This window comes from Streptomyces sp. NPDC099050, from assembly GCF_044759865.1.
Classification (GTDB): domain Bacteria; phylum Actinomycetota; class Actinomycetes; order Streptomycetales; family Streptomycetaceae; genus Streptomyces.
Genome location: NZ_JBIWAE010000016.1, coordinates 62661 through 89479, shown reverse-complemented (window position 1 = coordinate 89479; position 26819 = coordinate 62661). Strand labels below are relative to the sequence as shown.

The following is a 26819-nucleotide window of genomic DNA, read 5'->3' as shown; positions in this document are numbered from 1 at the left end:
GAGGGCCGGAAAACCCCGCGAGGATGGCTCGTGGTGCCCGGTAGGGTCCCCGTGTTGGCGCGCGAACACGAGGAACGGGCAGGTCAGGCGTGGAGCAGGCAGCGGTGGGCGCGATGGCGACGGCGGAACTGACCGGGGAGCGGGTGCGGCTGGAGCCGCTGGATCCCCGGCACCACGACGGGCTGTGCGAGGCCGTCCGCGACGGCAGCCTCTGGGAGCTCGCGGTGACGATCGTCCCGCACCCCGACGATGTGCGGGGCTTCATCGACGACGCCGTGGAGGCGCGGGCACAGGGGCACCAGATCCCGTACGCCACGGTGGACGCGGCGACGGGGCGGGTCATCGGGTCCACCCGGCTGATGGTCATCAACACCGCGAACCGGCGGCTGGAGATCGGCTGGACCTTCCTGGCCGCGTCCCGGCAGCGGAGCGGTGCGAACACCGAGGCGAAGCTGCTGATGCTGACGCACGCCTTCGAGGCGATGGGGATGAACCGGGTCGAGCTGCTCACGGACGTGCGGAACGCGAAGTCGCGGGCGGCGATCACCGGGATCGGCGCGCAGCACGAGGGCGTACTGCGGCACCACATGGTCATGCGGGACGGCTGGATCCGCGATACGGCGGTGTACAGCATCACGCGCCCGGAGTGGCCGGAAGTGAAGCGGGGCCTGCGGGCCCGCCTGGCGGCCCACACCGCCGACCGCTCGGAAGGCTGAGCGAAGCCCCGCCGCGCAGCCACCCGGAGCTGCCCCCGCCCGGTCAGCGCGTGGCGCGGGCCAGGAAGTGGGTGGGGGCGTCCTCGTACGTGGCCACGCGTCAGCCCCCCGCTTCGAGGGCCGGGCGCAGGTTCGGTTCGGCCAGGGGGTCGTCGGTGTCGGGCCGGGGTCTTGAGGTGGCGGAACTTCTGGTAGTAAAGTTTCCTAACGAAGTCGCCAGAACAACAACTCCCTTATGGAGGCACTGTGTTCACCCTCCACCGCAAGCGACTGGCCGTAAGTACCCTGCTCGGCGCCGCCCTTCTCGCCGGGCCCGTCACCGCCCACGCGACCGCCGCCGCCCCCACCGCGCCACCGGCTTCCGCGCAGGTGTCGGCCACCGCCGTCGGACTCGACGACCCGGTGAAGAAGGACATCGCCATGCAGATCGTCTCCAGTGCCGAGAACTCCTCGCTGAACTGGAAGGCGCAGTACAAGTACATCGAGGACATAGGCGACGGCCGCGGCTACACGGCGGGCATCATCGGGTTCTGTTCCGGCACCCACGACATGCTCGAACTCGTCGAGTACTACACGCAGATCAAGCCGGGCAACGTGCTCGCCAAGTACCTCCCCGCCCTGCGGAAGGTCGACGGCAGCGACTCGCACGCCGGTCTCGACCCCAACTTCACCAAGGACTGGGTGAAGGCGGCCTCCGACGCCGACTTCAAGAAGGCCCAGAACCGCGAGCGCGACCGGGTCTACTTCAACCCGTCCGTGAAGCAGGGCAAGGCCGACGGGGTCGGCGTGCTCGGGCAGTTCACCTACTACGACGCCATCGTCATGCACGGGGACGGCGGCGACTCCACCAGCTTCCGCAACATCCGCAAGCGCGCCCTCTCCAAGGCCAAGCCCCCGGCCCAGGGCGGCAACGAGACCACCTGGCTGAACGCCTTCCTCGACGCCCGGGTCTGGGCGATGAAGCAGGAGGAGGCGCACAGCGACACCAGCCGCGTCGACACGGCCCAGCGGGTATGGCTCAAGAAGGGCAACCTCAACCTCAACACCCCTCTGGACTGGAAGGTCTACGGGGACCCGTTCCACATCGGCTGACCGCTCCGCGGAGCGTGCGGCGGCGGTCCGGGGCGAACTCCCCTCCCTCCCCGGGCCGCCGCCCGTCGCCGCAGGGCCCACCCCACGAGCACGGCCGCGCCCGCCAGCCCGTACGCCACCGGGATCGTCGCCCCGCCCAGCGCGCGCACCGAGACGTACGCCGCCGCCCCCGCGAGCGCCACCCCCAGCCATTCGACGCGGCCGTCCAGCGCCACCAGCGCGATCAGCAGCAGCGCGTACCAGGAGTAGCCCGGAGTCATCAGCAGGAACGCCGTGCCCGTCACCAGCAGCGCCGCGCTCCACGGCTCCCGCGGATCCCCGCGCCGCCAGACGTACGCCGTCACCGCCAGCATCCCCACCGCGACCGCGGGCACCGACCAGGAGTCCGGGAGCACGAGGCGCAGCAGCGCGTAGCGGCCGCCCGCCCCCGGGTCCTCGTACCCCTCCTCCTCGGCGTAGCCGCCCAGGTAGCCGAAGACCGACGCGCGCGAGAGCAGCACGTACGGCAGGTAGGTCAGGCCCACGACCACGGCCGCGGGCAGCAGCAGCGCCGCCGCGTCCCGCCACCGTCGTACGCCGGCCAGCGCGCCCGGCAGCAGTACGGCGGGCAGCAGCTTCGCCGCGATCGCCAGCCCGAACAGGGCGCCGCCCAGCGGGCGCCGGCGCACCACCACCCCCAGCGCCGCCACCGACAGCAGGACCGCGAGCACGTCCACGTGCGCGTTGTTCACCGCCTCCACCGCCACCGCCGGACACCAGGCCCAGTACGCGGTGGTACGCGGCCGGGCGCCCCGGCGGCGCTGGACCAGCAGCAGCGCCCCGGTGACGGCGAGCGCCAGCAGGGCCCCACCGGTCTGCAGGGCCTTGTGCCGCACGCCCGGCGGGGACAGGGCGTGCACCAGCCCGAAGTACCCCTCCGCGACGGGCGGGTAGACGGTGTGGACGGTGGGCCGGTTGATGCGGGTGCACACCCCCGGCTCGATCCCCACCCGGTCGGGCCCGGCGCAGGCGGCCGCGCCGCGCGGGAACAGCCAGTCGTCGCGCAGGGCGCGCAGCGCCGGATCGGCCGGGGCGTGGTCGTACGGGGAGATCCCGGCGGCCTGCACCCGCCCGTCCCAGGCGTAGCGGAAGGAATCGGTGCTGGTCAGCGGCGGCCCGGCGAGTCCCGCCGCGCAGACGGCCAGCGCACCCGCCAGCACGAGGGGGACCACGTACCGTTCGGGCACCCGCCGCAGCGTCCAGGCGGCCGCGCCGAACAGCGTCCAGGCGGCCGCGTACCACCAGGTGAGCCGCGCCGGGTCGGCGAAGTGGCCCTCCTCGCGGACGGCGGGCACGAGCACGGCGGTCAGGGCGCCGAGCAGCAGCACGGTGAGGAGGGTCCGGGCGCGGGGGTGGTCCATGCGGGCCAGCCTGGCAGCGCGGGGCGCCGCCGGGCGGTCGACCCGGCCCGGCGTCCGCGTTTCGTAAGGTGTCGGGCCGCCGGGAAAGGGGCTGGTGGCGCTCAAATGGAGGCATGACTCCGCCCGCACCTCCGTCCGCACCGCCCCCTCCGCCACCGCCACCGCCCCCCACCCCGCCGGAACCCGCCTCCCGCTTCCCGTTCCGGCCGCCCTCCTTCGGCGGCCGGCTGCACGACGCCCGCACCGCCACCTCCCTGGGCCGGTGGCTCGGCGCGGCCTTCGCCGTGTGCTTCGCGACCGGCCTGATCAGCCACTACCTCCAGCACCCGCCCGGCTGGGCCGCGAACTCGCTGCCCAGCCGCCCGGTCTGGGGCTACCGGCTCAGCCAGGGCCTGCACATCGCCACCGGGCTCGCGGCGATCGTGCTGCTGCTGGCGAAACTGTGGACGGTGTACCCGAGGCTGTTCGTCTGGCCCCCGGTGCGCGGGGTCCGGCACGGGCTGGAGCGGCTGTCGGTGGCGGTGCTCGTGGCTTCCGCCGTCCTCCAGGTCTTCACCGGACTCCTCAACATCGCCGAGTGGTACCCCTGGCCGTTCGGCTTCATCCAGACGCACTTCGCCCTCGCCTGGGTGGTGACCGGCTCGCTGCTCCTGCACCTGGCCGTCAAAGCCCCCGAGATCAGGGCCCATTGGAGCCGGAGGTCAGCCGGAACGCTCCGACTCCCCGCCCAGGACGGACCGGACCGGCGCTCCCTGATGCTCGGCGTCGGCGCGGCCGTCGGCGCCGTCACCCTCACCACCGTCGGCCAGTCCTTCACCCCGCTGAAGCGGTTCGACCTGCTCGCACCCCGACACCCCGACCACGGACCGCAGGGGCTCCCGGTCAACCGCACCGCCGCGGCGGCCGGGGTCACCGAGCGGGCGGTACGGGACTGGCGGCTGGAGGTGCGGGGGCCGACGCCCTACACCCTGACGCTCGATCAACTCCGCGCCCTGCCAAAGGCGCAGGCGCGGCTGCCGATCGCGTGCGTGGAGGGCTGGAGCGTGGAGGCGCGCTGGAGCGGCGTCCGGATCCGCGACCTGCTGGCGCGGGCCGGAGCCCCGGCCGGAGCCGGGCTGAGGGTCACCTCGCTGGAAAGGGGCGGCGCCTACCGGGTGATGGAGATGGGCCGGGACTACGCCGAGGACCCGCTGACCCTGCTCGCGCTGGAACTCAACGGCGAGGTCCTGACCGCCGACCACGGCTACCCGGCGCGCGTCATCGCGCCGAACCGGCCCGGCGTCCTGCAGACCAAATGGGTCACTCTGCTGGAGGTGTTGTGAAGAGCGTGCGTGTGCTGCTCGGCGGCGCGGGGCTGCTGCTGATCGCCATCGGCGGCCGGCTGCTGGCGGACCTGCCCGACCCCCTCGACGTGCTGGTGTGGATGGGCGGGGCGCTCGTCCTGCACGACGGGATCATCGCGCCCCTCGTCCTGGCGGCCGGCCTCGCCGTCGCCGCCGTGCCCGCGCGGGGCCTCGTACGGGGAGCGTTGCTGACGGCGGGCGTGCTCGTCCTGGTCACCCTGCCCCTGCTGCTGCGACCGGGGGCGCCGCCGAACCCGTCCGCCCTGCCGCTGCCGTACGGGCGGAACCTGCTCCTGGTGCTCGCCGCGGTCGCGGTGGCCGCCGGCGTGATGGCGGCCGGCGGCCGGTGGCGGCGGTCACGGCAGCGTTCCTCCGGCGCCGCCGCGCCGAGCGACACGTAGCCGGGGCAGCGTCGGACGCCGCGCCGAACGAAAAGCAGCCGGCGCGGCCGTCAGACGCTGCCCCGCTCCACCGGGATCCACAGCTGGGAGCCGGTCTGCGCGCAGATCTCCACCGGCCGCGTCAGGAGCAACTCCGGCCCCGGTCGGCTCGCGTACGGGTTCGAGGGGAACCGCTGGGTGAACACGTCGCGCCACAGCTCCTGGAGGGAGCTCGGGTAGGGCCCGTGGGCGTCGAAAACGGCCCAGGTCCCGGCCGGCACGTCGAGGGCGTCGAGTTCTCCGGCGGTCGTCCCGGGAGCGGTCACCACGCCGTGGCGCTGCCCGAGGCTTGCGCCCACGCGGACCGCTCCGTCGCCTGGGAGGACTCCACCCTCACCTGCGTGAACTCGACGACCAAGAACATGACGGCCCTGTGCGCGCTGATCCTGGCCGACCGGGGCCTCCTCGACCTGTCCGCGCCGGTCGCCGCCTACTGGCCCGAGTTCGCCGCGGCGGGCAAGGAGGGCGTCCTGGTACGGCACGTGCTCTCGCACACCGCGGGGCTGCCGGATCTGCCCGGGCTGGACGCGGTCGAGGAGCTGTACGACTGGGAGGGCGTGACGGCGGGGCTGGCCGCGCGGGCCCCCGCATGGGAACCGGGAACGGCGGCCGGCTACCACGCGCTCACCTTCGGGTTCCTCGTGGGCGAGATCGTCCGCCGCGTCACCGGGCTCGGCATCGCCGAGTTCTTCGCGCGGGAGGTCGCTGGCCCGCTGGGCGCGGACTTCCACATCGGGCTCCCCGCGGAGCACGACCACCGCGTCGCACCGCTGATCCCGGCGTCGTCGCTCACCGACGAGTACGCCGCCACCGCGCCGCCCGGACCGGACGGCGCACGCCGGGAGGACACCGGCGTCGCCGTCCGGGTGAGGGACGTCAACTCCCCGGCCTGGCGCCGCGCGCAGATCCCCGCGGTGAACGGCTTCGGCAACGCCGGCTCCGTCGCCCTGGTCCAGTCGGCGCTGGCGAACCGGGGAACCGCCGGCGGCGTGCGCCTGCTGTCGCCCCGGGGGTGCGAGCCCGCGTGGCAGGAGGTGTTCGGCGGCACGGACCGCGTGCTGGGGACGCCGATGTCCTGGACGACGGGCTTCGGGAAATTCGGCAACACCTTCGGCTGGGGCGGCTGGGCGGCTCGCTGGTCGTGAGTGGTCCCGACGCCCGGATGACCGTGGCGTACGTCATGAACCGGATGATCGACCGGGACCGACGGCAGGACGACCGCGGCATGGAGATCGTCATGGCCGCGTACGGCGGACTGCGCTGACGGAGCGTCGGGTCACCGGTGTCCGTCGGGTCAACGGAGTTCGACTGGTCACCGGTGTTCGATAGGTTGCCCGCCATGACCGAACTCGGACCCGTGGCCTGGCCGCCCGTCCCGATACGGACCGAACGGCTCGTGCTCCGCGAGTCCGAGGCCCGGGACCGGACGGCGTTCGTCGAACTGTTCGCATCGCCGGACGTGTGTACCTATCTCGGAGGTCCTCGGCCGCGTCACGAACTCGAACGTGCCGTGCCCGAGGTGCCCGGTCGCCGCCCCGGACTCTTCGTGGTCGATCTCGACGGAGCGACGATCGGCACCGTGTTGCTCGACCGGCGCGACGCGGAGCGCCCGGGGCACCTCCTGCCGGATGCCGGAGAGGCGGAACTCGGGTACATGTTCCTCCCCGGGGCGTGGGGACACGGGTACGCCGGCGAGGCGTGCGCCGCGGCACTCGGCTGGTTCACCGGCGCGGTTCCCGGTGAGCCGGTGGTGCTGTGCACGCAGACCGCCAACGACCGCGCGATGCGTCTCGCGGCGAAGCTGGGGTTCACCGAGGTGGAGCGGTTCGAGGAGTTCGGCGCCGAGCAGTGGTTCGGCGTGTGGTCCTCGCGCACCCCGACGTCAGCACGGTGAAGGACCGGACCGCCGCTTCAGGACGGTGAAGGCCCGGCCCGCCGTCGTCCAGTGGCCGGCCGGGGTCCAGTCCGCGGCCGCCGCGTGCCGGGCCAGGGCCGCCGGGCCGACGCGGGCCCAGGGGAACGGAACGCCCAGGCCGCCGCGGCCGTCGGCCACCCGGACCTCGCAGTGTTCGTCCACGTCGGCCCCGTCCTCCGCCCGCGCGCACTCCACGATCAGCGAGCCCGTCACCGCGAGCACCTCGGCCGTGCGGCGCAGCAGCGCGGTGGGGTCGCCGCCGATGCCGATGTTGCCGTCGATGAGCAGCGCCGTGTCCCAGCGGCCCTCGCCGGGAAGGGGGTCGAAGACCGACCGGTGCAGGGCGGCGCCGCCCGTGCGGGCGGTCCGGGCCACCGCCTCCGGGCTGACGTCGATGCCCAGGGCCCGGTGCCCGCGGGCGGCGAGCGCGCAGACCAGCCGGCCGGGGCCGCAGCCGATGTCGAGGACGGCGCCCCGGCAGCGGCCCAGCACCGTCCGGTCGGCGCCGTCCGGAGCCTCGCACCAGCGCTCCACGTCCAGCGGGAGCAGCCATCCGTCGCCCCGCCGCAGGTAGAGCGGCCCGCGTCCGCGGCGCAGGGCCACCGTGTACGGATCGGCCGACCAGGCGGTGACCGGCCCGCCGGCCCGGGCGCCGCCCGAGGTGAGCGTGGTCATCGCAGGACCGGCCGGGTGGGGTGCCGGGTGAGGTCCGCCAGCCGTGCGGCGAAGGCCCCCGCCGGGGCCCCGGCGGCGACCAGACGGGCGTCCTCGGCGGTGTCGACGTCGCGCAGGACGGGCAGCCGGCCGGTGCGCAGCCCGGCCGCGCGCAGCCGTTCGTACTGGACCGCGCCCGTCTCGGGGGCCGACATCGGTACGCCGCGCAGCAGTGCGGGGTCCGGGACGGCCAGTCCGAGCGCCCAGAACCCGCCGTCTACGGCCGGCCCGAACCAGGCCTCGTACGCCGACCAGTCGACGTCCAGCAGCTCCGGCGTGACCTGCGGGGTGTCCATGCCGATCAGCAGGGCCGGGCCGTCGCAGGCCCCGAACGCGGCGGCGAGCCGCAGGTCCAGGCTTCCGGCGCACTGCGGGACCACCTCGAAGCCGGGCGGCAGCCACGGGCCGGGCCGGCCGTCCAGGACCAGGACCCGGCGCCGTGCGGGGGCCGCGGCCACGGCGGCGAGGGTGTCGGCGAGCGCGGCCTCGGCCAGCGCGGCCGCCTCGACCGGGGTGAACGGCGGGGTGAGCCGGGTCTTGACCCGGCCCGGGACCGGCTCCTTCGCGATCACCAGCAGGGTGGTGGCCGTGCTCATCGGGCACCGCCGGAGGGCGCGCCCGCACCGGCCCGGCCGGCAGCGGGGCCGCCGGGAGCCGGTCCGCCGGGAGCCGGTCCGTCGGCAGCCGGGCCTTCGGCAGCCGGGCCATCGGCCGGCTGCGCCAGGACCCGGCTCATGTCGCGCACCGCCTGCCAGGTGCCCCGCCAGGTGCCCGTCACCTTCGACTTCCCCGAGCGCGGCAGGTACGGCACGTCCACCTCCCGGACCCGCCAGCCCGCGTCCGCGGCCCGGACCACCATCTGCAGCGGGTAGCCGGAGCGCCGGTCCGACAGGTCCAGGCCGAGCAGGCCCTCCCGTCGTGCGGCCCGCATCGGGCCCAGATCGCGCAGCCGCAGGCCGGTCCGCCGGCGCAGCAGGCGGGCCAGCGCCAGGTTCCCGGCCCGGGCGTGCGCGGGCCAGGCGCCGCGGCCCCGCGGACGGCGCCGGCCGAGCACCAGATCGGCCTCGCCCGCGGCGACGGCGGCCACGAAGCCGGTCAGCAGCCCGGGGTCCATCGAGGCGTCGCAGTCGCAGAAGCAGACGAGGTCCGCCTCGGAGGCGAGCAGTCCGGCGTGGCAGGCGGCGCCGAAACCGCGCCGGGACTCGGTGATCACGGTCGCGCCGAGGGCCCGCGCGAGCTCGGCGGAGCCGTCGGTGGAACCGTTGTCCACGACCAGGGCCCGCCAGCCGTCCGGGATGCGCGCGAGCACCCAGGGCAGGGCCTCGGCCTCGTTCAGACAGGGAAGTACGACGTCTACCGTCACGGTTTCGCTCACGGTTTCACCGTAGGAACCGGAGCCCCGTAAAAGGGCCGTGCACTCCTTACGAAACGCGGACGTCGCCCCCACGGACGCGGTCCGGGGGCCGCGGGGGCGCTCGTGGGTGGGAGGCTGGACGGTATGAGCGGTGACGGCGTGAGTGGCGGCAGTGGTGGCAACGGGGGCGGTGGGGGTGGCGGTGTGCAGCCGGCCCCCGCGCGGATCCTGGTCGTCGACGACGACCCCACGGTGGCGGAGGTCGTCACCGGCTACCTGAGGCGTGCGGGCTACACGGTGGAGAGCGTCGCCGACGGTCCGGCGGCGCTCGCCCACGCCGGGCTCGTCCGGCCGGACCTGGTCGTACTGGACCTCATGCTGCCGGGCCTGGACGGGCTGGAGGTGTGCCGCAGGCTCCGCGCGGCCGGCCCGGTGCCGGTGATCATGCTGACCGCGCGGGGCGACGAGGACGACCGGATCGCGGGACTGGAACTGGGCGCCGACGACTACGTCACGAAACCTTTCAGCCCGCGCGAGCTGGTCCTGCGGGTCGCCTCCGTGCTGCGCCGCGCGGCGGCCGCCGGGGCCGAACCCGCCCCGGCGGCCGGCGGGGGAGGGGACCGGCTCACCGGCGCCGGGATCACCCTCGATCCGGCCACCCACCGGGCGGCCAAGGACGGCCGCGAACTGGCCCTCACCGTAAGGGAGTTCGATCTGCTGGCGCACTTCCTGCGGCATCCCGGGCAGGCGCACGGGCGGGAGGAGCTGATGCGCGAGGTGTGGGGCTGGGACTTCGGTGACCTGTCGACGGTGACGGTGCACGTACGCCGCCTGCGCGCCAAGGTCGAGGAGGACCCGGGGAGTCCGAAGCTGATCCAGACGGTGTGGGGCGTCGGCTACCGCTTCGAACCGGGCGAGGTGGCCGCGGCGTGAAGGACATACTGCTCATCGCGCTGTTCGCGTTCGGCGGTGCCGTGTGCGCGGGGGTGCTCGGGGCGCTCGTGCTGAGGCTGGTGCGGCACCGGTCGGTGGCGGTGTCCCTGACGGTGATCGCCGCGGTGACGGTCACCGCCATGCTGGCCGGGACGCTCGCCGTGGCCCAGGCGATGTTCCTCTCCCGGCACGACCTGGCGGTCGTCACCCTGGTCGTGGCCATGGCGGCGGTGGTCTCGCTGGCCGTGGCGCTGGTGCTGGGACGGTGGGTGGTGGCGCGCAGCCGGGAACTGTCCCTGGCCGCTCGGGACTTCGGGGACGGCGGCAGCTTCGCGGCGCCGCCCGGACTGGCGACGGCGGAACTGGACTCGCTGTCCCGGGAGTTGGCGGCGACGAGCCGGAAGCTGGCGGTGTCCCGGGAACGGGAGCGGGCGCTGGAGACCTCGCGGCGAGAGCTGGTGGCCTGGATCTCGCACGATCTGCGGACCCCGCTGGCGGGGCTGCGGGCGATGTCCGAGGCGCTGGAGGACGGCATGGCGGAGGATCCGGCGCGCTACCACCGGCAGATCCGCACCGAGGTGGACCGGCTGAACTCCATGGTCGGCGACCTCTTCGAACTGTCCCGCATCCACGCGGGGGCGCTGACGCTGAGCCCGAGCCGGATGTCCGTGTACGACCTGGTCGGCGACGCGCTGTCCGGGGTGCATCCGCTGGCGCGGGAGCGCGGGGTGCGGCTCGACGGCGGAGCGGTGGACCGGGTACCGGTGGAGGTGGACGGCAAGGAGATGACCCGGGTCCTGGCCAACCTGCTGATCAACGCGATCCGGCACACGCCGGCGGACGGCACCGTGGCGATCGCGGCCTCCGTACGGGAGGACGGGGGAGCGGTGGTCGTCACCGTGACGGACGGCTGCGGCGGCATCCCGCCGGAGGACCTGCCGCGGGTCTTCGACACGGGCTGGCGGGGCACGCAGGCACGGACGCCTCCGGCGGGGGTGGCGTCGGCGGGGGTGGCGTCGGTGCCGGCGCCTCCGGCGGGGGCGGGGCTGGGGCTGGCGATCGTACGGGGCATCGTGGAGGCGCACGCGGGTCGGGCGGCGGTACGGAACGTTCCCGGAGGGTGCCGGTTCGAGGTGACCCTGCCGGTCCCGGCCTGAGCCCGGGTCGGCCGGGCCGGTGGTGCTTCCCGTCGTGGGCGGGTGCGGCGCCGTTGCCGGGGGCCAGCCCCCGGACCCCCGCGCCTCAAACGCCGGCGGGGCTGGATTTGGCCGGCGTCAGCCTGGATGCGGGCGAGGGGGTCGGGTCAGGGAGCGGGGCGTTGGGTGGCGTGCGCGAAGTCCGTCATGCCCTTCGCGAAGTCGACTTCCGGGCGCCAGCCCAGGTCCGTGCGCAGCCGGTGGGAGTCTGCCGTGATGTGGCGGACGTCGCCGAGGCGGAACTCGCCGGTGACGACGGGGGCGGGGCCGCCGTGCGCGGTGGCCAGGGCGGTGGCCATCTCGCCGACCGTGTGCGGGGTTCCGCTGCCGGTGTTGTAGGCGGTGCACGCGCCGGGCGGTGTCGAGGCCTCCAGGGCCAGGACGTTGGCCTGCGCGACGTCCGTCACGTGGACGAAGTCCCGCCGCTGGCCGCCGTCCTCGTACACCTGCGGGGCCTCGCCCCGCGCCAGCGAGGAGCGGAAGAAGGAGGCCACGCCCGCGTACGGGGTGTCGCGCGGCATCCCCGGGCCGTACACGTTGTGGTAGCGCAGCGACACCGCCCGGCCGTCCACGCACCGGGCCCAGGAGGCCGCCAGGTGTTCCTGGGCCAGCTTCGTGGTCGCGTACACGTTGCGCGGATCCGTCGGGGCGTCCTCGGCCACCAGTCCCGGGGCCAGATCCGAGTCGCAGACGGGGCACTGCGGTTCGAAGCGGCCCGCGGCCAGGTCGGCGGCGCGGCGCGGGCCCGGGCGGACCACCCCGTGGCGGGGGCATTCGTAGCGGCCCTCCCCGTAGACCACCATCGAGCCGGCGAGGACCAGGTCCCGGACCCCGCCGTCCGCCATCGCGGCGAGCAGCACCGCCGTGCCGAGGTCGTTGTGGGAGACGTACGCCGGGGCGTCCGCGAAGTCCTTGCCGAGGCCGACCATCGCGGCCTGGTGGCAGACGGAGTCCACCCCGCGCAGGGCCCGGCGTACCGCCTCGGGTTCGCGGACGTCGGCCCGTACGAACTCGCCGCCGTCCGGCGGGGGGACGAGGTCCAGGACGAGCGGGTCGTGGCCGTGGAGGCGCAGAGTGGTAACGATGTGGGAGCCGATGAACCCGGATCCGCCGGTGACGAGTACGCGCATGACCGGGACGTTACGGACTGCCGGGGTGCGCGGGGGGCTCCCACACCCGGCCGTAAGACTTCCGTCAGGCTCATTTCGTCACGGGCGGTGAGCGCGTGGGGGCAAGGGGTCCCAAGTCGCGCCCGGTACCCGTGTGTTTGAGCCCCGAGCGGCGAAAAGTGACCCTTTTGGTGCCTTGCCAAGTGGCTTGACCGCGACGTAAGCGGGGCATAAGTTCTGCCCCGGCTCGCTCCGTCCGGGTGGGCCGGAACGTCGTCCTCAGGGGGGACCCATGCACTACTTCACCGATGTCGTCAAGCGGTACGCCGACTTCAACGGCCGCGCCAGGCGCCAGGAATACTGGATGTACGTCCTCTTCTACGCGGCGCTGGTGATCGTCGCCATCATCATCGACTTCGCGGCCGCCACCTACCCGCTGTTCTACCTGCTCGTCGTGCTCGGCCTCTTCCTCCCCACCCTCGGGGTGGGCGTGCGCCGGCTCCACGACCAGGACAAGTCCGGTTGGTGGATCCTGGTCGGCCTCATCCCCTTCGTCGGCTGGATCTGGGCCATCGTCCTGATGGCCACCGAGGGGACCCCCGGACCGAACCAGTACGGCCCGAGCCCGAAGGCCGTCCACGCCTAAGCAGGTCCGCGCATCAGTGGCGCCCGAGCGCCGTCCCTGGCTGGAAACAGCCGGTGGCGGCGTTTTCGGCGTTCGGGGCCTCCCCGGCACCCCGCGTGACGCGCATCTCGTCCGACCTTGCGCAGGGGGCTGTCCAGACCGGCCCGATCACGAGATATCTTGATGTCGAGCAATGTTGCAGACGAGAGACGCAGACTGTGGAGCGGAGCATCCGGTGACTGACTCGACCATCATCTACACGCACACTGACGAGGCCCCGGCCCTCGCGACGTATTCGTTCCTGCCTGTGATCCAGGCGTACGCGTCGACGGCCGGTGTGAATGTCGAGACCCGTGACATCTCCCTGGCAGGCCGGATCATCGCCAGCTTCCCCGAGTACCTGGAAGAGGGACAGCGGATCGCGGACGCCCTCGCCGAGCTCGGCGAGCTGGCGAAGACGCCCGAGGCCAACATCATCAAGCTGCCCAACGTCTCGGCGTCGATCCCGCAGCTCAAGGCCGCGGTGGCCGAGCTCCAGGGCCAGGGCTACGCGCTTCCGGACTACCCGGACGACCCGAAGAACGACGAGGAGCGCGAGAACCGCGCCCGCTACGACAAGATCAAGGGCAGCGCCGTCAACCCGGTCCTGCGCGAGGGCAACTCCGACCGCCGCGCCCCGGCCTCGGTCAAGAACTACGCCAAGGCGCACCCGCACCGCATGGGCGCCTGGGTCTCCGAGTCGAAGACGAACGTCGCCACCATGGGCGAGAACGACTTCCGCTCCACCGAGAAGTCCGCCGTGATCGCCGAGGCCGGCACGCTGCGCCTCGAGCACGTCGCCGCCGACGGCGCCGTCACCGTGCTGCGCGAGTCCGTACCGGTGCTCGCCGGCGAGGTCGTGGACGCGTCCGTCCTGCACGTCGACGCGCTGCGCACCTTCCTCAACGACCAGATCGAGCGCGCCAAAGCCGAGGACGTCCTGTTCTCCGTGCACCTCAAGGCCACGATGATGAAGGTCTCCGACCCGATCATCTTCGGCCACGTGGTCCGCGCCTTCTTCCCGAAGACCTTCGCCCGCTACGGCGAGACCCTGGCGGCCGCCGGCCTCTCCCCGAACGACGGTCTCGGCACCATCCTGAACGGCCTGGGCGCGCTGCCCGACGCCGACGCGATCAAGGCCTCCTTCGACGCCGAGATCGCCGAGGGCCCGGCCCTCGCGATGGTCGACTCCGACAAGGGCATCACCAACCTGCACGTCCCGTCCGACGTCATCGTCGACGCCTCGATGCCGGCCATGATCCGCACCTCCGGCCACATGTGGGGCCCGGACGGCGCCGAGGCCGACACGCTCGCCGTCCTCCCGGACAGCAGCTATGCCGGTGTCTACCAGGCCGTCATCGACGACTGCCGCGCGCACGGCGCGTACGACCCGTCCACGATGGGCTCGGTGCCGAACGTCGGCCTCATGGCCCAGAAGGCCGAGGAGTACGGCAGCCACGACAAGACCTTCGAGCTGGCCGTGGCCGGCACCGTCCGCGTCGTCGACGCCTCGGGTGCCACGGTCCTGGAGCAGGAGGTCGCCGCCGGCGACATCTTCCGCGCCTGCCAGACCAAGGACGCGCCGATCCAGGACTGGGTCAAGCTCGCCGTCACCCGCGCCCGCGCCACCGGCGTCCCGGCCGTCTTCTGGCTCGACGAGGGCCGCGCGCACGACGCGCAGCTGATCGCCAAGGTCAAGACGTACCTCGCGGACCACGACACCGACGGTCTGACCATCAAGATCCTGTCCCCGGTCGAGGCCACCGCCTACTCCCTGGAGCGGATCCGCCGCGGCGAGGACACCATCTCGGTGACCGGCAACGTGCTGCGCGACTACCTGACCGACCTGTTCCCGATCCTGGAGCTGGGCACCAGCGCCAAGATGCTGTCGGTCGTCCCGCTGATGAACGGCGGCGGCCTCTTCGAGACCGGCGCCGGCGGCTCCGCCCCGAAGCACGTCCAGCAGCTCGTCAAGGAGAACTACCTGCGCTGGGACTCCCTCGGTGAGTTCCTCGCGCTGGCCGTCTCCTTCGAGCACCTCGCCACCACCACCGGCAACGCCCGCGCCCAGGTGCTGGCCGACACCCTGGACCGGGCGACCGGCACCTTCCTGGGCGAGGACAAGTCGCCGAGCCGCAAGCTGGGCGGCATCGACAACCGCGGCAGCCACTTCTACCTCGCTCTGTACTGGGCGCAGGAGCTGTCGCGCCAGACCGACGACCCGAAGCTGGCCGCTGCCTTCGACCCGCTGGCCAAGACGCTGGCCGAGTCCGAGGAGAAGATCGTCGGCGAGCTCATCGCCGTGCAGGGCGCTCCGGCGGAGATCGGCGGCTACTACCAGCCCGACGCCGCCAAGGCATCGGCGATCATGCGGCCGTCCGCGACGCTGAACGAGGCGCTCGCGCTCCTCGGCTGAGGTTCACGGGGACCGAGGTCCACCGCTTCCACGGGTCCGCCCCGGTCGGCGATCGCCGACCGGGGCGGACCCGTTCGCGCACCCGGCCGCACCCGGTCAGAGCCGGTGCACCTGATCCGGCGAGAAGGCCAGCGGGTCGCGCCCGGCGGCCAGGATCCGCAGCCCGGGAGCCACGGCGAGCAGCTCGCGCAGCCAGTCCTGGGCCTCGGCCGCGAGGTGCTCGCAGCCGTCGAGGACGAGCAGCATGTCGCGCTCCGCCAGCCACGACGCCGCGTTCGACGTCCCGTACGGCAGGAACGGCATGCCCGGCAGGCTGCCCAGCGCGGCGGTCAGGTCGTGGACCCCGAACCGGCGGTCCATGGACACGACGGCCACGCCGTTGTAGAAATTGGACGAGAGCCGTTGCCCGATCTCCCGCACCAGCTGGCTCCGGGGCTCACGGAACCGACCGGTTACGGTCAGCACTTTGCCCCGCCGCACGGCGGTGAAAAGACGGGACAGCTCCGCGGAGGTAGCCGGGAACGTACCGGCTCCTCTGGAATCCCTCATCGGCACGATGCCCCCCCTGCATGCGTGACCTGCGGCAAGAGGGTTGTTTCAAGCCGCATGAAGACGATTATGCGCCACTTTTCTGGAAAGGCCAGGGGAATTCCCTATTCCGGTGAAAGGCCCGCGCCGTCCGATGATCGCAGGAGTTGTACAGGTCACATCCCTTTGTCCACTCATGCGCGAAGACGTGCGGTCCCCGCCGTTCGCGGCCGTTTCCGGCCATGGTTGTCCGGGGGCCCGGAATCCGCTGTACTGCTGCGGTGCGGCCCGATGTCCGGGCGCGGCGCGGGACTGTTCGGGGGAGGGCCAGGATGAGTGCGGACCGGCGGCGGGCAGGGCGGGGCGCGAGACCCGCGTCGCACCGGCGCCGTGCGGGCTTCCGGAGCCGAAGGCCCGTGCTGAGCCTCTTCCTGACCGCCTTCCTCCTCGTCGGCGTCTGCGCCGCGACGGGCCTCGCCTGGGACACCCGTACCGTCGCCGGCGCGCAGGTCCGCCCGGGAGCGGTCCCTGTCGCCCCCCTGCCCGCGGCCCCCGGTGGCGGCCCCGCGCCCACCGCGACCGGCCCCACCGCCGCCGGTCCGGGCACCACGGCACCGCAGAGCCCGGCCGGGCCGTCCCCGGAGCCCGAGGGCCCGGGGGCCGGCAGGGGCGACGCGGTCCGCCCGTCCGGACCGCTGCCCTTCGACATGCCGCAGCCCGCTGCCCTGCGCTCCGGCGCCGCCGGCAAGAAGCTGGTCTTCGCCCACTACTTCACCCCGTACCCGCTCCCTGGACAACGCGCACGCCGACGTCGACTACTACGCCCGCAACTACCTGAAGCCGGACGGCGAGAACGGCAAGCACGAGCGTTACGGCGGCTTGCTGCGCGACCGGCCGCTGCCCGTCCCGCCCAAGGCCGGGAACTGGGAACTCGCCAACCTCCAGCAGGAGGTCCGTACGGCCCGCGCCGCCGGCCTCGACGGATTCACCCTCGACCTGCTCTCCCTGACCGGGAAGAACCGCGAGCGCTGCGAGCTCCTGCTGGAAGCCGCCCGTTCGGTGGACCCGGCCTTCAAGGTCATGCTGATGCCGGACATGACCTCCCTGGACACCGACGACCCGGCCGTGCTCGCCGACCTCCTCGCGGACCTCGGCAAGGCCCCGGCGGCCCACCGGCTCCCCGACGGCCGGCTGGTCGTCTCGCCGTTCAAGGCCGAGGAGCAGAGCGCCGCCTGGTGGACCCGGGTCATGGACGTCCTGAAGTCCCGGCACGGCATCCGTACCGCCTTCGTCCCGCTCTTCCTCGACTTCGGTTCGCACAGGGTTACGTTCGAGCCCATCAGCTACGGATTCTCCGAGTGGGGCAGCCGCAGTTACGTCGGCCAGGAGGGCTCCGCGCGCGACGTCCGGCGCGCCCACGCCGCGGGCAAGATCTGGATGCAGCCCGTATCGGTCCAGGACGCCCGGCCCAACCAGGGCATCTACGACGAGGCCGGCAACACCGCGACCCTGCGCGCCACATGGAACCGCGCCATCGAGGACGGGGCCGACTGGGTCCAGCTCACCACCTGGAACGACTACAGCGAGAGCAGCCAGTTCGCACCCTCCCTGCACAACGGCCATGCCTACCTGGATCTTTCCTCGTACTACCTCACCCGGTTCAAGACGGGCGGCTGGCCGAAGATCGTCCGCGACACGCTGTACCTGAGCTCGCGCACCCAGTTCGCCGCCGCGGACCCGAGCGGCGGCCAGTCGCTCGTGATGTCGCTGCGGGGAGGCAGCGCCGCGGCCCGGGACACGGTGGAGGTGCTGAGCTTCCTGACCGCGCCCGCGAGCATCCGTACGGCCGTGGGAGCGGCCGGGGACGCGCACGCCGCTCCGGCCGGGGTCCACTCCGAGCTGCTGCCCCTGGGTCCGGGCACGGGCTCGGCGGCCGTGGTGCGGAACGGCGGGACCGGGGCCCGGGTGGAGCTGCCCCACCGGGTGGACCGCACGGTGGAGGTCCAGGACCTCCAGTACCACGCCGCCACCAGCGGCCGGAGCTGAGTCCGCGGGGGTTCCCGCGCGAGCCGCAGGGGCTCCCGCGCGAGCCCGCAGGGCCCGAAGTCCCTTGCTCCGGGACCTTCGGCACCCCATATGTAGTGGTGGCATCTCGCACTCACATCCATATGTAGTGTTGGCTCTGCCGGTTCGGCGGGGCCTCTCCCCGACCGAGGCAACAGGGAACCCGGTGGGAATCCGGGACTGCCCCGCAACGGTGAATCCGCCCCGGCGGACGAGTCCGACACCTGCCGGCACGGGCGCTCGAGAGCGCCCGCCATTTTTCCGTGCCGAGCCTCGTGGGAGGGCCGCCGTGCCTGCTGTCGTCGATGCCGTAGAGACCGTGACCGAGTACCTGGACCGCCGGGACTGGCGGGTGAACGCCAATGCCAACCAGGGCTATTCGCTCGGCGGCCTCATCCTCAACGCAGCCGGCAAGGTCACGGCGAACTACTGGCTGGAACAGGTCTATCCCGCCGCCGTGGCCCGCGCCCACCGCGAGGGCGACCTGCACATCCACGACCTGGACATGCTCTCCGGCTACTGCGCCGGCTGGTCCCTGCGCACCCTGCTGACCGAGGGCTTCAACGGGGTACCCGGGCAGATCGACTCCGCCCCGCCCCGGCACCTGTCCTCGGCCGTCGGCCAGATCGTGAACTTCCTCGGCACCCTGCAGAACGAATGGGCGGGCGCCCAGGCCTTCTCCTCGTTCGACACGTACCTCGCCCCGTACGTCCGCCTCGACGCGATGACGTACGACCAGGTCAGGCAGTGCGTCCAGGAGCTCGTGCACAACCTCAACGTGCCCTCGCGCTGGGGCACCCAGACTCCCTTCACCAACCTCACCTTCGACTGGACCTGCCCCGAGGACCTGCGCGAGCAGGTCCCGGTGGTCGCGGGGGAGGAGATCGGCTTCGCCTACGGCGAGCTCCAGGCCGAGATGGACATGATCAACCGGGCGTACATCGAGGTGATGACGGAAGGAGACGCCACCGGGAGGGTGTTCACCTTCCCCATCCCGACCTACAACATCACCAAGGACTTCGCCTGGGAGAGCGAGAACGCCGAGAGGCTCTTCGCGATGACCGCCAAGTACGGGCTCCCGTACTTCCAGAACTTCATCAACTCCGAGCTCGAACCGAACATGATCCGCTCCATGTGCTGCCGGCTCCAGCTCGACCTGACGGAGCTGCTCAAGCGCGGCAACGGCCTCTTCGGAAGCGCCGAACAGACCGGCTCGCTCGGTGTGGTCACCCTCAACTGCGCCCGCCTCGGACACCTTCACGCGGGCGACGAGGAGCGGCTGCTGGCCGAGGTGGACCGGCTGTGCGAGCTCGCCAAGGACAGTCTCGAACTCAAGCGGATCACCGTCCAGGACCTCATCGACGGAGGTCTCTTCCCTTACACCAAGCGGTACTTGGGCACCCTGCGCAACCACTTCTCCACCATCGGGGTCAACGGGGTCAACGAGATGGTGCGCAACTTCAGCGGGGACGCGTACGACATCACCGCGCCCGAGGGCCACGCCCTCGCCGTCCGGCTCCTGGACCGGGTCCGGGCCCGGATGGTCGACTTCCAGGAGAGCACCGGCCACCTCTACAACCTGGAGGCCACCCCCGCAGAGGGGACGACGTACCGCTTCGCGAAGGAGGACCGGGCACGCTTCCCCGGCATCCTCCAGGCCGGCACCGACACCAACCCGTACTACACCAACTCCTCGCAGCTGCCCGTCGGCTGGACCGACGACCCCTTCGAGGCGCTGGAGCGCCAGGACGAGCTGCAGGGCAAGTACACGGGCGGCACCGTCCTGCACCTGTACACCCCCGAGAGGATCCCGACGGCGGAGGCCTGCCGCAAGCTGGTCCGGCGCTCGTTGGAGACCTTCCGGCTCCCGTACCTGACGGTGACCCCGACCTTCTCCATCTGCGCGGACCACGGCTACCTGGCGGGGGAGCAGCCCCACTGCCCCACGTGCGGGGCGGCGTGCGAGGTGTGGACCCGGGTCATGGGCTACCACCGTCCGGTGTCCTCCTTCAACATCGGCAAGAAGGGCGAACACGCCGAGCGCGTCCACTTCAAGGCGGCGGTGTGAGCCCCGCCGCGCCCGCCGAACCCGCCGCGCGGCCGGACGAGGTCATCCGCATCGGCGGCTGGTCCCGGCTGTCCACCTGCGACTGGCCCGGCCGGCTGGTCACCACCGTCTTCTGCCAGGGATGCCCCTGGCGCTGCGGCTACTGCCACAACCCCGGCCTGCTGCCCGCCCGTACCCCCGCCGCCGTCTCCTGGGACGAGGTGCTCGGCCACCTCGCCCGCCGTACGGGGCTGCTCGACGGGATCGTGTTCTCGGGCGGGGAACCGCTGCTCCAGCGCGGCCTGCCCCGGGCCGTACGGGAGGCCCGTGCGCTTGGCCTGGAGGTCGGGCTCCACACCGGGGGAGCCTTCCCCCGGCGCCTCGCCCGGCTGCTGGACGCGGGCCTGCTGGACTGGGTCGGCTTCGACGTCAAGGCCCCGCCCGGCCGCTACGAACGGGTCACCGGCATCGGCCACGCGGCCGCCTCCGCGGAGCGCAGCCTGCGGCTCCTGCTCGCCTCGGGGGTTCCCCACCAGCTCCGCACCACGGTGGACCCGGCTCTGCTGGACCCGCCCGCCGTGGCCGACCTGGACGCCTGGCTCGCGGAACTGGGCGCGGGGCCCACGCTCCGCCAGACGGCGCGCCCGCCGGCGGTCTGAGGGCCCGGCGGTCTGAGGGCCCCTTCCCCGGCCGTGATGGCCGGGGACGGGGCTGTCGCTCCGGGTGGGCGGCGGGGCATGATCGGCCCGACAGCCGCGCCGCACCCACGGAGGTCCCACGTGACCCAGCCCCCCGAGCCCCCCGAGCCGACCGTCCGCCCCGATCGCGCCGATCGCGTCGGCCCCGCAGCCGCAGCCGCAGCCGCAGCCGCCACCGGGCGGGCCGGGACCGCCTCACGCACCGGGTCCGTACGCCGCCCCGCCGAGTTCCCGGGCGGCCGCGAGCTGTTCCGGCTCTCGGAGGCGGTCGGCCACCTGAACCACGGGTCGTTCGGAGCGGTACCGATCCCCGTCCAGGAAGCACAGGCTGCCCTGCGGGCCGAGGCGCACGCCGATCCCGACGCCTTCTTCATCGGCGTCCCCGACCGGCTCGTCGGGGCCCGGACCCGGATCGCCGCCCGGCTCGGCGCCCATCCGGACGCGCTCGCCTTCGTGTCCAACGCCACCGAGGCCGCCAATGTGGCCCTCGACGCCGTGGAGTTCGCCGCCGGCGACGAGATCCTGGTCACCGACCACGGCTACGGCACCGTCGTCGCGGCCGCCGCCCGGCGCGCTCCGCTCACCACCGTGGCCCTGGGCACCGACCTCCCCGACGAGGACGCCGTACGGGAAACCGTGCTGGCCGGGGTCACCCCGCGGACCCGGGTCGCCGTACTCGACCACATCAGCTCGCCCACCGCCCGGCTCATCGCCTCGCCCCGGCTGCTCGCCGAACTCGCCGAGCGGGGCATCACCACCATCGTGGACGGCGCCCACGCGCCCGGCATGATCCCGGACCCCCTGGGCGGGGGCGCGGACTTCTGGTTCGGCAACCTCCACAAATGGGCCTACGCCCCGTCCGGCACCGCGATCCTGTCCGTCGCCCCGCGGCACCGCGCCCGCGTCCGGCCGCCGGTGCCCTCCTGGGAGGACCACCACGGCTACCCGCGCTCCGTGGAGAACCGCGCCACCTTCGACTACACCGGCTGGCTCGCCGCCCCGGAGGGGCTCGACCTGCTGGAGGAGCTCGACGCGGCCAAGGTGCGCGCCCACAACAGCGCGCTGGCCGCCTACGGCGCGGCCCTGCTCGCCGGGATCCCCGGAATCGTCCCGCTCCCGTACACCGAAGGCCTCGCCCTGCGTACGCTGCGCCTGCCGCCGGGGGTGGCCGAAACCCCGGCGGCCGCGGGCGCACTGCGCGAGCGGATCGCGGCCGAGCAGCGGATCCGGGTGCTCGTCTGGCCCTGGCCCGGCGGAGGCGGCATCCGGGTGAGCGGCCAGATCTACAACCGGCCCGAGGAGTACGAACGGCTCGCCGAGGTCCTGCCCGCCTACCTGCTCTGAGACGGGGCCTCAGTCGCGCCGGAGCAGGTACGTGTCCATGATCCAGCCCTTGCGGGCCCGGGCCTCGGTGCGCAGTTCCTCGATCCGGCCGGCGACCTCCGCCAGCTTCCCCGAGACCAGGATCTCGTCGGGGGTGCCGACGTAGGCACCCCAGTAGATGTACAGGTCCTGGTCGAGGTGGGCGGTGAAGGCGTGCCGGGCATCCAGCATCACCACCACGTCGTCCACCCCGTCCGGCCAGCCCTCCGCGAGCCGGCGCCCGGTGGTGATCTGGACCGGGCGGCCCACCCGGTTCAGGGTGGTGCGGTGGCGGGCCAGCAGCGAGGAGATGCTGCTGATGCCCGGCACCACCTCGTGCTCGAAGGCGACCCGGCCCTTCTCCAGCACCTCGTCGAGGATCGCGAGCGTGGAGTCGTAGAGCGAGGGATCGCCCCACACCAGGAACGCGCCCGTCTCGCCCTCCGCCAGGTCCTCGGCGATGAACCGCTCGAAGAGCTCGGCCCGCGCGCTGCGCCAGCCGTCCACCGTGGGGGTGTAGTCGGAGGGCGTCCGGTCCCGGTCGGGATCGCGGCCCTCCACCAGCCGGTGTCCGGGGCGGGCGTGCGCGTCGAGCATCGCGCGCCGCAGCCCGGTCAGATCCGCCTTCTCCTCGCCCTTCTCCAGGATGAGGAATGCGTCCGCCGCGCCGATCGCCCTGACCGCCTGGAGGGTCAGGTGGTCCGGGTCGCCCGCGCCTATGCCGATCACTGAGAACTTCTTCACCGGGCCATTCTGCCCGTCATGCGCGCCGCCCTGTCCGGCACCCGCCTCAACGACGCGCTCTCGCGATCGTCCTCGACGGCGGGCCGGGGCAGGGGCGGCGCCGGATCACCCTGATCCCGGACCACGACATCCGCGTGGTCCGCGTCCCCGGCCAGGTGGTCGACCCGGTACCCCGCGCGCTACCGCTGCTGGACCCCACCCGCGCCCTGACCTGGATCGCGGGCCCCTCCGCGACCAGCGACATCGAGCTGGACCGGGTGGAGGGGGTGCACGGGCCCCGCACCCTGCAAGTGGTCCTCCTCGACGCACAATGAGGGCATGTCCGCCCACCTCGCCCTCACCGCCCTCGTGGTCCACGACTACGACGAGGCCATCGACTTCTACACCCGCGCGCTCGGCTTCGACCTCGCCGAGGACACCGCGCGCCCGGACGGTTCCCGCTGGGTCGTGGTGCGCCCGCCGGGCGCCAAGGAGTCGGCCCTCCTGCTGGCCCGCGCCAAGGACGACGCCCAGCGCTCCCGCGTCGGCGACCAGACGGGCGGCCGGGTCGGATTCTTCCTCTACACCGACGACTTCGCCGCCGACCACGCCCGGATGACCGCGGAGGGCGTCCGCTTCCTGGAGGAGCCGCGCCACGAGACGTACGGCTCGGTCGCCGTCTTCCAGGACCTCTACGGCAACCGCTGGGACCTCCTCCAGCCGGCGTAGCCCCGGCCGGGCGGGCGGCGCCGTCCGCCGGACTCGCCCCGGGCTCAGGCCGGGCCGGGGCCGCCCGTGAGGTGCGGGGCCTCGGCGGCGGCGTCGACGACCGCTCCTGCCTCCACCCGCCCCGCCAGCTCCCGGGCCCAGCGCACGATCCCGCTCAGGTCCATCCCGTACGGGGCCCCGGCCTCGGGGACGGCCGCGCCCCCTGCTGCGTACAGCCCGGCCAGGGCAGAAGCTCCGCGGCGCAGCAGCCTGGCCCCGCCGACCGCGTTCCCGCGCGCGGAGTGCGTCAGCCCGACCGCCAGCTGCGCCAGCGCCCGCCACAGCGGCGCTTCGGCCCCGGGCCCCGACTTCCAGGCGTCCTCGAACACCTCGTGCGCGTGGAACGGCATCCCGGCGTCGAGCAGCCGCTGCGCCTGCGCCACCGTCTCCCCGGGCGAGCGCACCACTCCCTCGGGCTGCCGCTCCACGCCTTGGGCCCCGTAAGGCAGTGGCCGCCCCAGCCCGTCCCTGGGCCGGGCGCTCCGCGCCCGACCCTCATCGTCCCGATCCCGTACGTTCACCTTTCCATCCTCGCGGCATCCCCCTCCCGCCGATAACCGGTGCATGGACACCCCCCGGTGTGGGGTAATGTTCTGCATGTGCCGCCGGGACGGGGGAAACCCCAGATCAGAAGCACATCGGGACGTGGCGCAGCTTGGTAGCGCACTTGACTGGGGGTCAAGGGGTCGCAGGTTCAAATCCTGTCGTCCCGACTCGAAAGAGTCGTAGGTCAGAGGCCGTTCTGGAGCAATCCAGAACGGCCTTTCGATCGTTTCCGGGAGTCCAGTGGAAGAGGGACTCGCCGGCCGCGGTCCTCACCCCGAGGCCGGTGCACTCGCTGACGAAGCGCTTGATGTGACCGGAGCTGGAATCGAGAGCGGCGCAGTCGACGCCGAGCGGCCGCGCGCCGGGGTTGCTCCCGCCGACGTAACTCAGCGCAGGCCGATCTCGTGGTCCCGCACTTGCGCCCAAGGCGGCTGTCCGACAGCCTTGTTGGCGCTCCGATTCGGTGTGGCCCACCCATGCCAAGCCGTGGCTGAGCGTGTCCATGGATCGCGGCCACCTCGTCACACCCGTCCATCGCAAGTCACACCCGTCCACCGCAACGTGATGCAGCCCGGCAGGCCTCCTCGGGGGTCAGGTCGGGCGGGGGCGCAGGCGGGCGGCGAGTACGGCCACGTCGTCCTCGGCGTGTTGGGCGTCCAGTCCGGCGCAGACCGCGTCCACCACCTCCGTGAGGCTCGTCCGGGCGCCCAGGCGAAGGGCGGCGAGCCTGGCCAGGGAGGTGTCGATGTCCTCGCTGCGCCGTTCCACCAGTCCGTCCGTGTAGAGCAGCAGGGTCTGGTCGGCGGTGATCGGCCGGGCGAGTGCCTCGTAGCCGCCGGCGCCGGTGCCCAGCGGTGGGCCGACCGGTACGTCCAGGAGTTCGCCCGTGCCGTCGCGGGTGAAGAGGGCGGGCGGCAGGTGACCCGCGCTGGCGTAGAGAGCCATGCCCCGGGCCGGGTCGATGCGGACGAGCAGGCAGGTCGCGGGCCTGCGGGTGTCGTCCGACGCGGACAGGGAGTCGAGTTGGTGCAGGACCCGGTGCGGGGCGAGATCGGTGGAGGCGACCTCGCGCAGCACGGAGCGGTACGCGTTCATGTCGACCGCGGCCTCCAAGCCGTGCCCCATCACGTCCCCGATGGCGAGGAGGGTGCGGCCGAAGTGCAGGCGGATCGTCTCGAACCAGTCGCCGCCGACCAGGGCGCGGGCCCCGACGGGCAGGTAGCGGCTGGCGATCTCCAGGTTGGGGTGGGGCCGGCCGGGTTCCGCGACCAGGGCGCGCTGCAGATCCAGTGCGGTCCGCTCGGTGGCCGCGAGGCGCCGGGCGTGACCGAGGTGGATGGCGGCCAGCCGCGCCGCGAAGTGCAGGGTCGCCAGCTCGTGGTCCCCGTAGTGCGCCCGCGCGCGGACGGTCAGGATCCTGCCGTACAGCTCGCCCCGGGCCATCAGGGGTACCGAGGCGGCGTAGGTGCGGGCGGCCCCGGTTCCCGCGGTCCACGTTTCCAGGGGGTGGTCGCGGTCCAGGGCCCGGACCAGCGGCGCGCTGTCGACGGCGGAACCGGCCAGGAGGGCCGTCGCACCGGCCGCCGCCACGCGTTCGGTACGGGCGCCGGGGCGGATCAGGTCCACCGCCGCTGCGTCGGACAGGGTGCGGAGCAGGAATCCGGCCAGCTCCCGGCAGGTCTGCCGCTCGTCGGGGGAGGTTCCGATCTGGTCCAGGGCCTCCTCCATGGAGCGCAGCCGCGCCTCCGGACCGCCCGGACCGCCCTGTTCCGACACGTGCCTCCTCCGCCCGCCGCCCGCCGCCCTCTGCCGTAGAAGGCATTTCATCAGCCCGCCCGGCTTGCGGCGGTCAACCTGGCGGGTGGCGGCGGACGGGTCGTGGTGTTCAGCCGATGACCGCCGTGGCTTCGATCTCGACCAGGTGTTCGGGTACGTCCAGTGCCGCGACGCCCAGCAGGCTGGCCGGCGGAACCGGGGCGCTCCCCAGTGCCGCGGCCGCCCGGCTGATGCCTTCGAGCAGCACGGGCATCTTGTCGGGGGTCCAGTCGACGACGTAGACGGTCAGTTTCGCCACGTCGTCGAAGGAGGCGCCGACCGCGGCGAGGGCGGTGGCGATGTTGACGTAGCACCGCTCTACCTGAGCGGCGAGGTCGTCCTTGCCGACGGTGACGCCGTCGGGGCCCCAGGCGACCTGTCCGGCGATGAAGACCAGCTTCGAGCCGTTCGCGACCGACACCTGGCGGTAGACGTCGATTTCCGGGAGTCCCTCGGGGTTCAACAGGGTGATCGCCATGTCGTGTGCCTCCTGATGCGGGCGGAGTCGCTCTCTTGTGGTTACTGGGGAACCGTAGGAGAGTGTCCGCTGACATGGAAGAACGCACTTTTCGGTGACGGGGGAACCTGATGGTGACCAAGCAGTACAGCGGCTCGCCCGAGGACGCCGACCTCAGGCGCGCGGACTCCCTGGCGAGGGAGATCTTCTCGGACGTCGCCAACAAATGGGCGCTCCTGATCATCGAGGCCCTGGGGGAGCGCACCCTGCGCTTCACCGAGGTGCGGGGCGAGGTCGAGGGCATCAGCCACAAGATGCTCACCCAGAACCTGCGCATGCTGGAGCGCTACGGCCTGATCGAGCGCACGGTCCACCCCGTCGTGCCGCCGCGCGTCGAGTACGCGCTGACCGACCCGGGCCGGGCCCTGCGGGTGACGATCGCCGGACTGTGCGACTGGACCCACCGGCACCTCGGCCACATCGAAGCCTCCCGTCAGCGGTTCGACGGCTGAGGGGAGG

The 26819-nt window shown here is 73.1% G+C and carries 26 protein-coding genes, 1 tRNA gene, 2 pseudogenes and 1 riboswitch; of the genes and pseudogenes, 18 read left to right on the top strand and 11 right to left on the bottom strand.

The annotated features are described in order from the left end of the window. Positions 1 to 89 precede the first annotated feature (89 nt). Positions 90 to 716, top strand: a complete 627-nt coding sequence (locus tag ACIQV3_RS25530) for a GNAT family N-acetyltransferase (protein WP_403715497.1) — start codon at positions 90 to 92, stop codon at positions 714 to 716. A 246-nt stretch (positions 717 to 962) separates the two neighbouring features. Further along, positions 963 to 1808: a chitosanase gene (locus ACIQV3_RS25525; RefSeq protein WP_403715495.1), complete on the top strand. Its 846-nt coding sequence runs from the start codon at positions 963 to 965 to the stop codon at positions 1806 to 1808. Here ACIQV3_RS25525 and ACIQV3_RS25520 read toward each other — a convergent pair. Further along, positions 1781 to 3208: a glycosyltransferase 87 family protein gene (locus ACIQV3_RS25520; protein ID WP_403715493.1), complete on the bottom strand. Its 1428-nt coding sequence runs from the start codon at positions 3206 to 3208 to the stop codon at positions 1781 to 1783. The genes ACIQV3_RS25525 and ACIQV3_RS25520 overlap by 28 nt on opposite strands. A 113-nt stretch (positions 3209 to 3321) precedes the next feature. On the opposite strand from ACIQV3_RS25520, the gene ACIQV3_RS25515 reads away from it, so the two are divergent. Both ACIQV3_RS25515 and ACIQV3_RS25510 read left to right on the top strand, forming a co-directional pair. After that, positions 3322 to 4530, top strand: a complete 1209-nt coding sequence (locus ACIQV3_RS25515; RefSeq protein WP_403715489.1) for a molybdopterin-dependent oxidoreductase — start codon at positions 3322 to 3324, stop codon at positions 4528 to 4530. Further along, a complete protein-coding gene (locus tag ACIQV3_RS25510; protein ID WP_403715487.1) occupies positions 4527 to 4952 on the top strand; it encodes a hypothetical protein in 426 nt (141 codons plus the stop codon). The genes ACIQV3_RS25515 and ACIQV3_RS25510 overlap by 4 nt, the downstream gene beginning before the upstream one ends. 50 nt (positions 4953 to 5002) lie before the next feature. Here ACIQV3_RS25510 and ACIQV3_RS25505 read toward each other — a convergent pair whose 3' ends face one another. Beyond that, on the bottom strand, positions 5003 to 5212 hold the full coding sequence (locus tag ACIQV3_RS25505; protein WP_403715744.1) for a GyrI-like domain-containing protein: 210 nt from the start codon (positions 5210 to 5212) through the stop codon (positions 5003 to 5005). A gap of 72 nt (positions 5213 to 5284) precedes the next feature. On the opposite strand from ACIQV3_RS25505, the pseudogene ACIQV3_RS25500 reads away from it, so the two are divergent. After that, positions 5285 to 6255, top strand: a pseudogene (locus ACIQV3_RS25500) (serine hydrolase domain-containing protein); the annotation flags it as partial. Between the two features lie 75 nt (positions 6256 to 6330). Then, the gene (locus ACIQV3_RS25495) at positions 6331 to 6885 is read left to right on the top strand and encodes a GNAT family N-acetyltransferase (RefSeq protein WP_403715485.1); all 555 of its coding nucleotides are present in this window, start codon (positions 6331 to 6333) and stop codon (positions 6883 to 6885) included. Here the strand turns inward: ACIQV3_RS25495 and ACIQV3_RS25490 are convergent. From ACIQV3_RS25490 to ACIQV3_RS25480, 3 genes are read right to left on the bottom strand one after another with little or no spacing between them, the layout of a single operon-like run. Continuing rightward, positions 6874 to 7581: a class I SAM-dependent methyltransferase gene (locus ACIQV3_RS25490; protein WP_403715481.1), complete on the bottom strand. Its 708-nt coding sequence runs from the start codon at positions 7579 to 7581 to the stop codon at positions 6874 to 6876. The genes ACIQV3_RS25495 and ACIQV3_RS25490 overlap by 12 nt on opposite strands. Beyond that, positions 7578 to 8216 carry a DUF2064 domain-containing protein gene (locus ACIQV3_RS25485; RefSeq protein WP_403715479.1) on the bottom strand — a complete coding sequence of 213 codons (639 nt, stop codon included), beginning with the start codon at positions 8214 to 8216 and terminating at the stop codon, positions 7578 to 7580. The genes ACIQV3_RS25490 and ACIQV3_RS25485 overlap by 4 nt, the downstream gene beginning before the upstream one ends. Next, the gene (locus ACIQV3_RS25480; protein WP_403715475.1) at positions 8213 to 8995 is read right to left on the bottom strand and encodes a glycosyltransferase family 2 protein; all 783 of its coding nucleotides are present in this window, start codon (positions 8993 to 8995) and stop codon (positions 8213 to 8215) included. The genes ACIQV3_RS25485 and ACIQV3_RS25480 overlap by 4 nt, the downstream gene beginning before the upstream one ends. 204 nt (positions 8996 to 9199) lie before the next feature. Here ACIQV3_RS25480 and ACIQV3_RS25475 point away from each other — a divergent pair, with 204 nt between their 5' ends. Both ACIQV3_RS25475 and ACIQV3_RS25470 read left to right on the top strand, forming a co-directional pair. Further along, positions 9200 to 9907, top strand: coding sequence for a response regulator (locus tag ACIQV3_RS25475; protein WP_403715742.1), 708 nt, complete (start codon positions 9200 to 9202; stop codon positions 9905 to 9907). Continuing rightward, on the top strand, positions 9904 to 11064 hold the full coding sequence (locus ACIQV3_RS25470) for a sensor histidine kinase (protein WP_403715473.1): 1161 nt from the start codon (positions 9904 to 9906) through the stop codon (positions 11062 to 11064). The genes ACIQV3_RS25475 and ACIQV3_RS25470 overlap by 4 nt, the downstream gene beginning before the upstream one ends. A 146-nt stretch (positions 11065 to 11210) precedes the next feature. On the opposite strand, the gene ACIQV3_RS25465 is transcribed toward ACIQV3_RS25470, so the two are convergent. After that, on the bottom strand, positions 11211 to 12233 hold the full coding sequence (locus tag ACIQV3_RS25465; protein WP_403715470.1) for an NAD-dependent epimerase/dehydratase family protein: 1023 nt from the start codon (positions 12231 to 12233) through the stop codon (positions 11211 to 11213). Between the two features lie 271 nt (positions 12234 to 12504). Between ACIQV3_RS25465 and ACIQV3_RS25460 the strand changes: the two genes are divergently transcribed. Together ACIQV3_RS25460 and ACIQV3_RS25455 are read left to right on the top strand one after the other, a co-directional pair. Beyond that, entirely contained in the window at positions 12505 to 12858 is a 354-nt protein-coding gene (locus ACIQV3_RS25460) for a DUF805 domain-containing protein (RefSeq protein ID WP_403715468.1), read from the top strand. 214 nt (positions 12859 to 13072) lie between these two features. Beyond that, entirely contained in the window at positions 13073 to 15292 is a 2220-nt protein-coding gene (locus ACIQV3_RS25455; RefSeq protein WP_403715465.1) for an NADP-dependent isocitrate dehydrogenase, read from the top strand. A 96-nt stretch (positions 15293 to 15388) separates the two neighbouring features. Here ACIQV3_RS25455 and ACIQV3_RS25450 read toward each other — a convergent pair whose 3' ends face one another. Then, a complete protein-coding gene (locus tag ACIQV3_RS25450) occupies positions 15389 to 15712 on the bottom strand; it encodes a hypothetical protein (RefSeq protein ID WP_403715463.1) in 324 nt (107 codons plus the stop codon). A gap of 987 nt (positions 15713 to 16699) precedes the next feature. On the opposite strand from ACIQV3_RS25450, the gene ACIQV3_RS25445 reads away from it, so the two are divergent. The 4 genes from ACIQV3_RS25445 (at position 16700) to ACIQV3_RS25430 (ending at position 21973) form a co-directional block, all read left to right on the top strand. Next, positions 16700 to 17866, top strand: coding sequence for a glycoside hydrolase family 71 protein (locus ACIQV3_RS25445; RefSeq protein WP_403715461.1), 1167 nt, complete (start codon positions 16700 to 16702; stop codon positions 17864 to 17866). Between the two features lie 123 nt (positions 17867 to 17989). Beyond that, positions 17990 to 18131: riboswitch (cobalamin riboswitch) on the top strand. Between the two features lie 42 nt (positions 18132 to 18173). Continuing rightward, positions 18174 to 19952 carry a ribonucleoside triphosphate reductase gene (locus tag ACIQV3_RS25440; RefSeq protein ID WP_403715458.1) on the top strand — a complete coding sequence of 593 codons (1779 nt, stop codon included), beginning with the start codon at positions 18174 to 18176 and terminating at the stop codon, positions 19950 to 19952. Then, positions 19949 to 20590: an anaerobic ribonucleoside-triphosphate reductase activating protein gene (locus ACIQV3_RS25435; RefSeq protein ID WP_403715456.1), complete on the top strand. Its 642-nt coding sequence runs from the start codon at positions 19949 to 19951 to the stop codon at positions 20588 to 20590. Before ACIQV3_RS25440 ends, ACIQV3_RS25435 begins: the two co-directional genes overlap by 4 nt. Before the next feature lie 120 nt (positions 20591 to 20710). Further along, complete coding sequence (locus tag ACIQV3_RS25430; protein WP_403715454.1) at positions 20711 to 21973, top strand: aminotransferase class V-fold PLP-dependent enzyme; 1263 nt, start codon at positions 20711 to 20713, stop codon at positions 21971 to 21973. Positions 21974 to 21982: 9 nt separating this feature from the next. Here ACIQV3_RS25430 and cobF read toward each other — a convergent pair whose 3' ends face one another. Continuing rightward, positions 21983 to 22735 carry a precorrin-6A synthase (deacetylating) gene (gene cobF, locus ACIQV3_RS25425; RefSeq protein ID WP_383943364.1) on the bottom strand — a complete coding sequence of 251 codons (753 nt, stop codon included), beginning with the start codon at positions 22733 to 22735 and terminating at the stop codon, positions 21983 to 21985. 65 nt (positions 22736 to 22800) lie between these two features. On the opposite strand from cobF, the pseudogene ACIQV3_RS25420 reads away from it, so the two are divergent. Both ACIQV3_RS25420 and ACIQV3_RS25415 read left to right on the top strand, forming a co-directional pair. After that, positions 22801 to 23049 (top strand): annotated as a pseudogene (locus tag ACIQV3_RS25420) (LUD domain-containing protein); the annotation flags it as partial. A 4-nt stretch (positions 23050 to 23053) separates the two neighbouring features. Next, entirely contained in the window at positions 23054 to 23443 is a 390-nt protein-coding gene (locus ACIQV3_RS25415) for a VOC family protein (RefSeq protein ID WP_403715452.1), read from the top strand. A gap of 44 nt (positions 23444 to 23487) precedes the next feature. On the opposite strand, the gene ACIQV3_RS25410 is transcribed toward ACIQV3_RS25415, so the two are convergent. Beyond that, positions 23488 to 23910, bottom strand: coding sequence for a DUF309 domain-containing protein (locus ACIQV3_RS25410; RefSeq protein ID WP_403715449.1), 423 nt, complete (start codon positions 23908 to 23910; stop codon positions 23488 to 23490). Between the two features lie 211 nt (positions 23911 to 24121). Here ACIQV3_RS25410 and ACIQV3_RS25405 point away from each other — a divergent pair. Beyond that, positions 24122 to 24195, top strand: a tRNA-Pro gene (locus tag ACIQV3_RS25405). A gap of 424 nt (positions 24196 to 24619) precedes the next feature. Here the strand turns inward: ACIQV3_RS25405 and ACIQV3_RS25400 are convergent. Further along, the gene (locus tag ACIQV3_RS25400) at positions 24620 to 25804 is read right to left on the bottom strand and encodes a PP2C family protein-serine/threonine phosphatase (RefSeq protein ID WP_403715447.1); all 1185 of its coding nucleotides are present in this window, start codon (positions 25802 to 25804) and stop codon (positions 24620 to 24622) included. A 109-nt stretch (positions 25805 to 25913) separates the two neighbouring features. Next, on the bottom strand, positions 25914 to 26321 hold the full coding sequence (locus ACIQV3_RS25395; protein WP_403715445.1) for a RidA family protein: 408 nt from the start codon (positions 26319 to 26321) through the stop codon (positions 25914 to 25916). A gap of 110 nt (positions 26322 to 26431) precedes the next feature. On the opposite strand from ACIQV3_RS25395, the gene ACIQV3_RS25390 reads away from it, so the two are divergent. Next, positions 26432 to 26812 (top strand): winged helix-turn-helix transcriptional regulator, encoded by a 381-nt coding sequence (locus tag ACIQV3_RS25390; RefSeq protein ID WP_403715442.1) that lies wholly within the window; start codon positions 26432 to 26434, stop codon positions 26810 to 26812. Positions 26813 to 26819 lie beyond the last annotated feature (7 nt).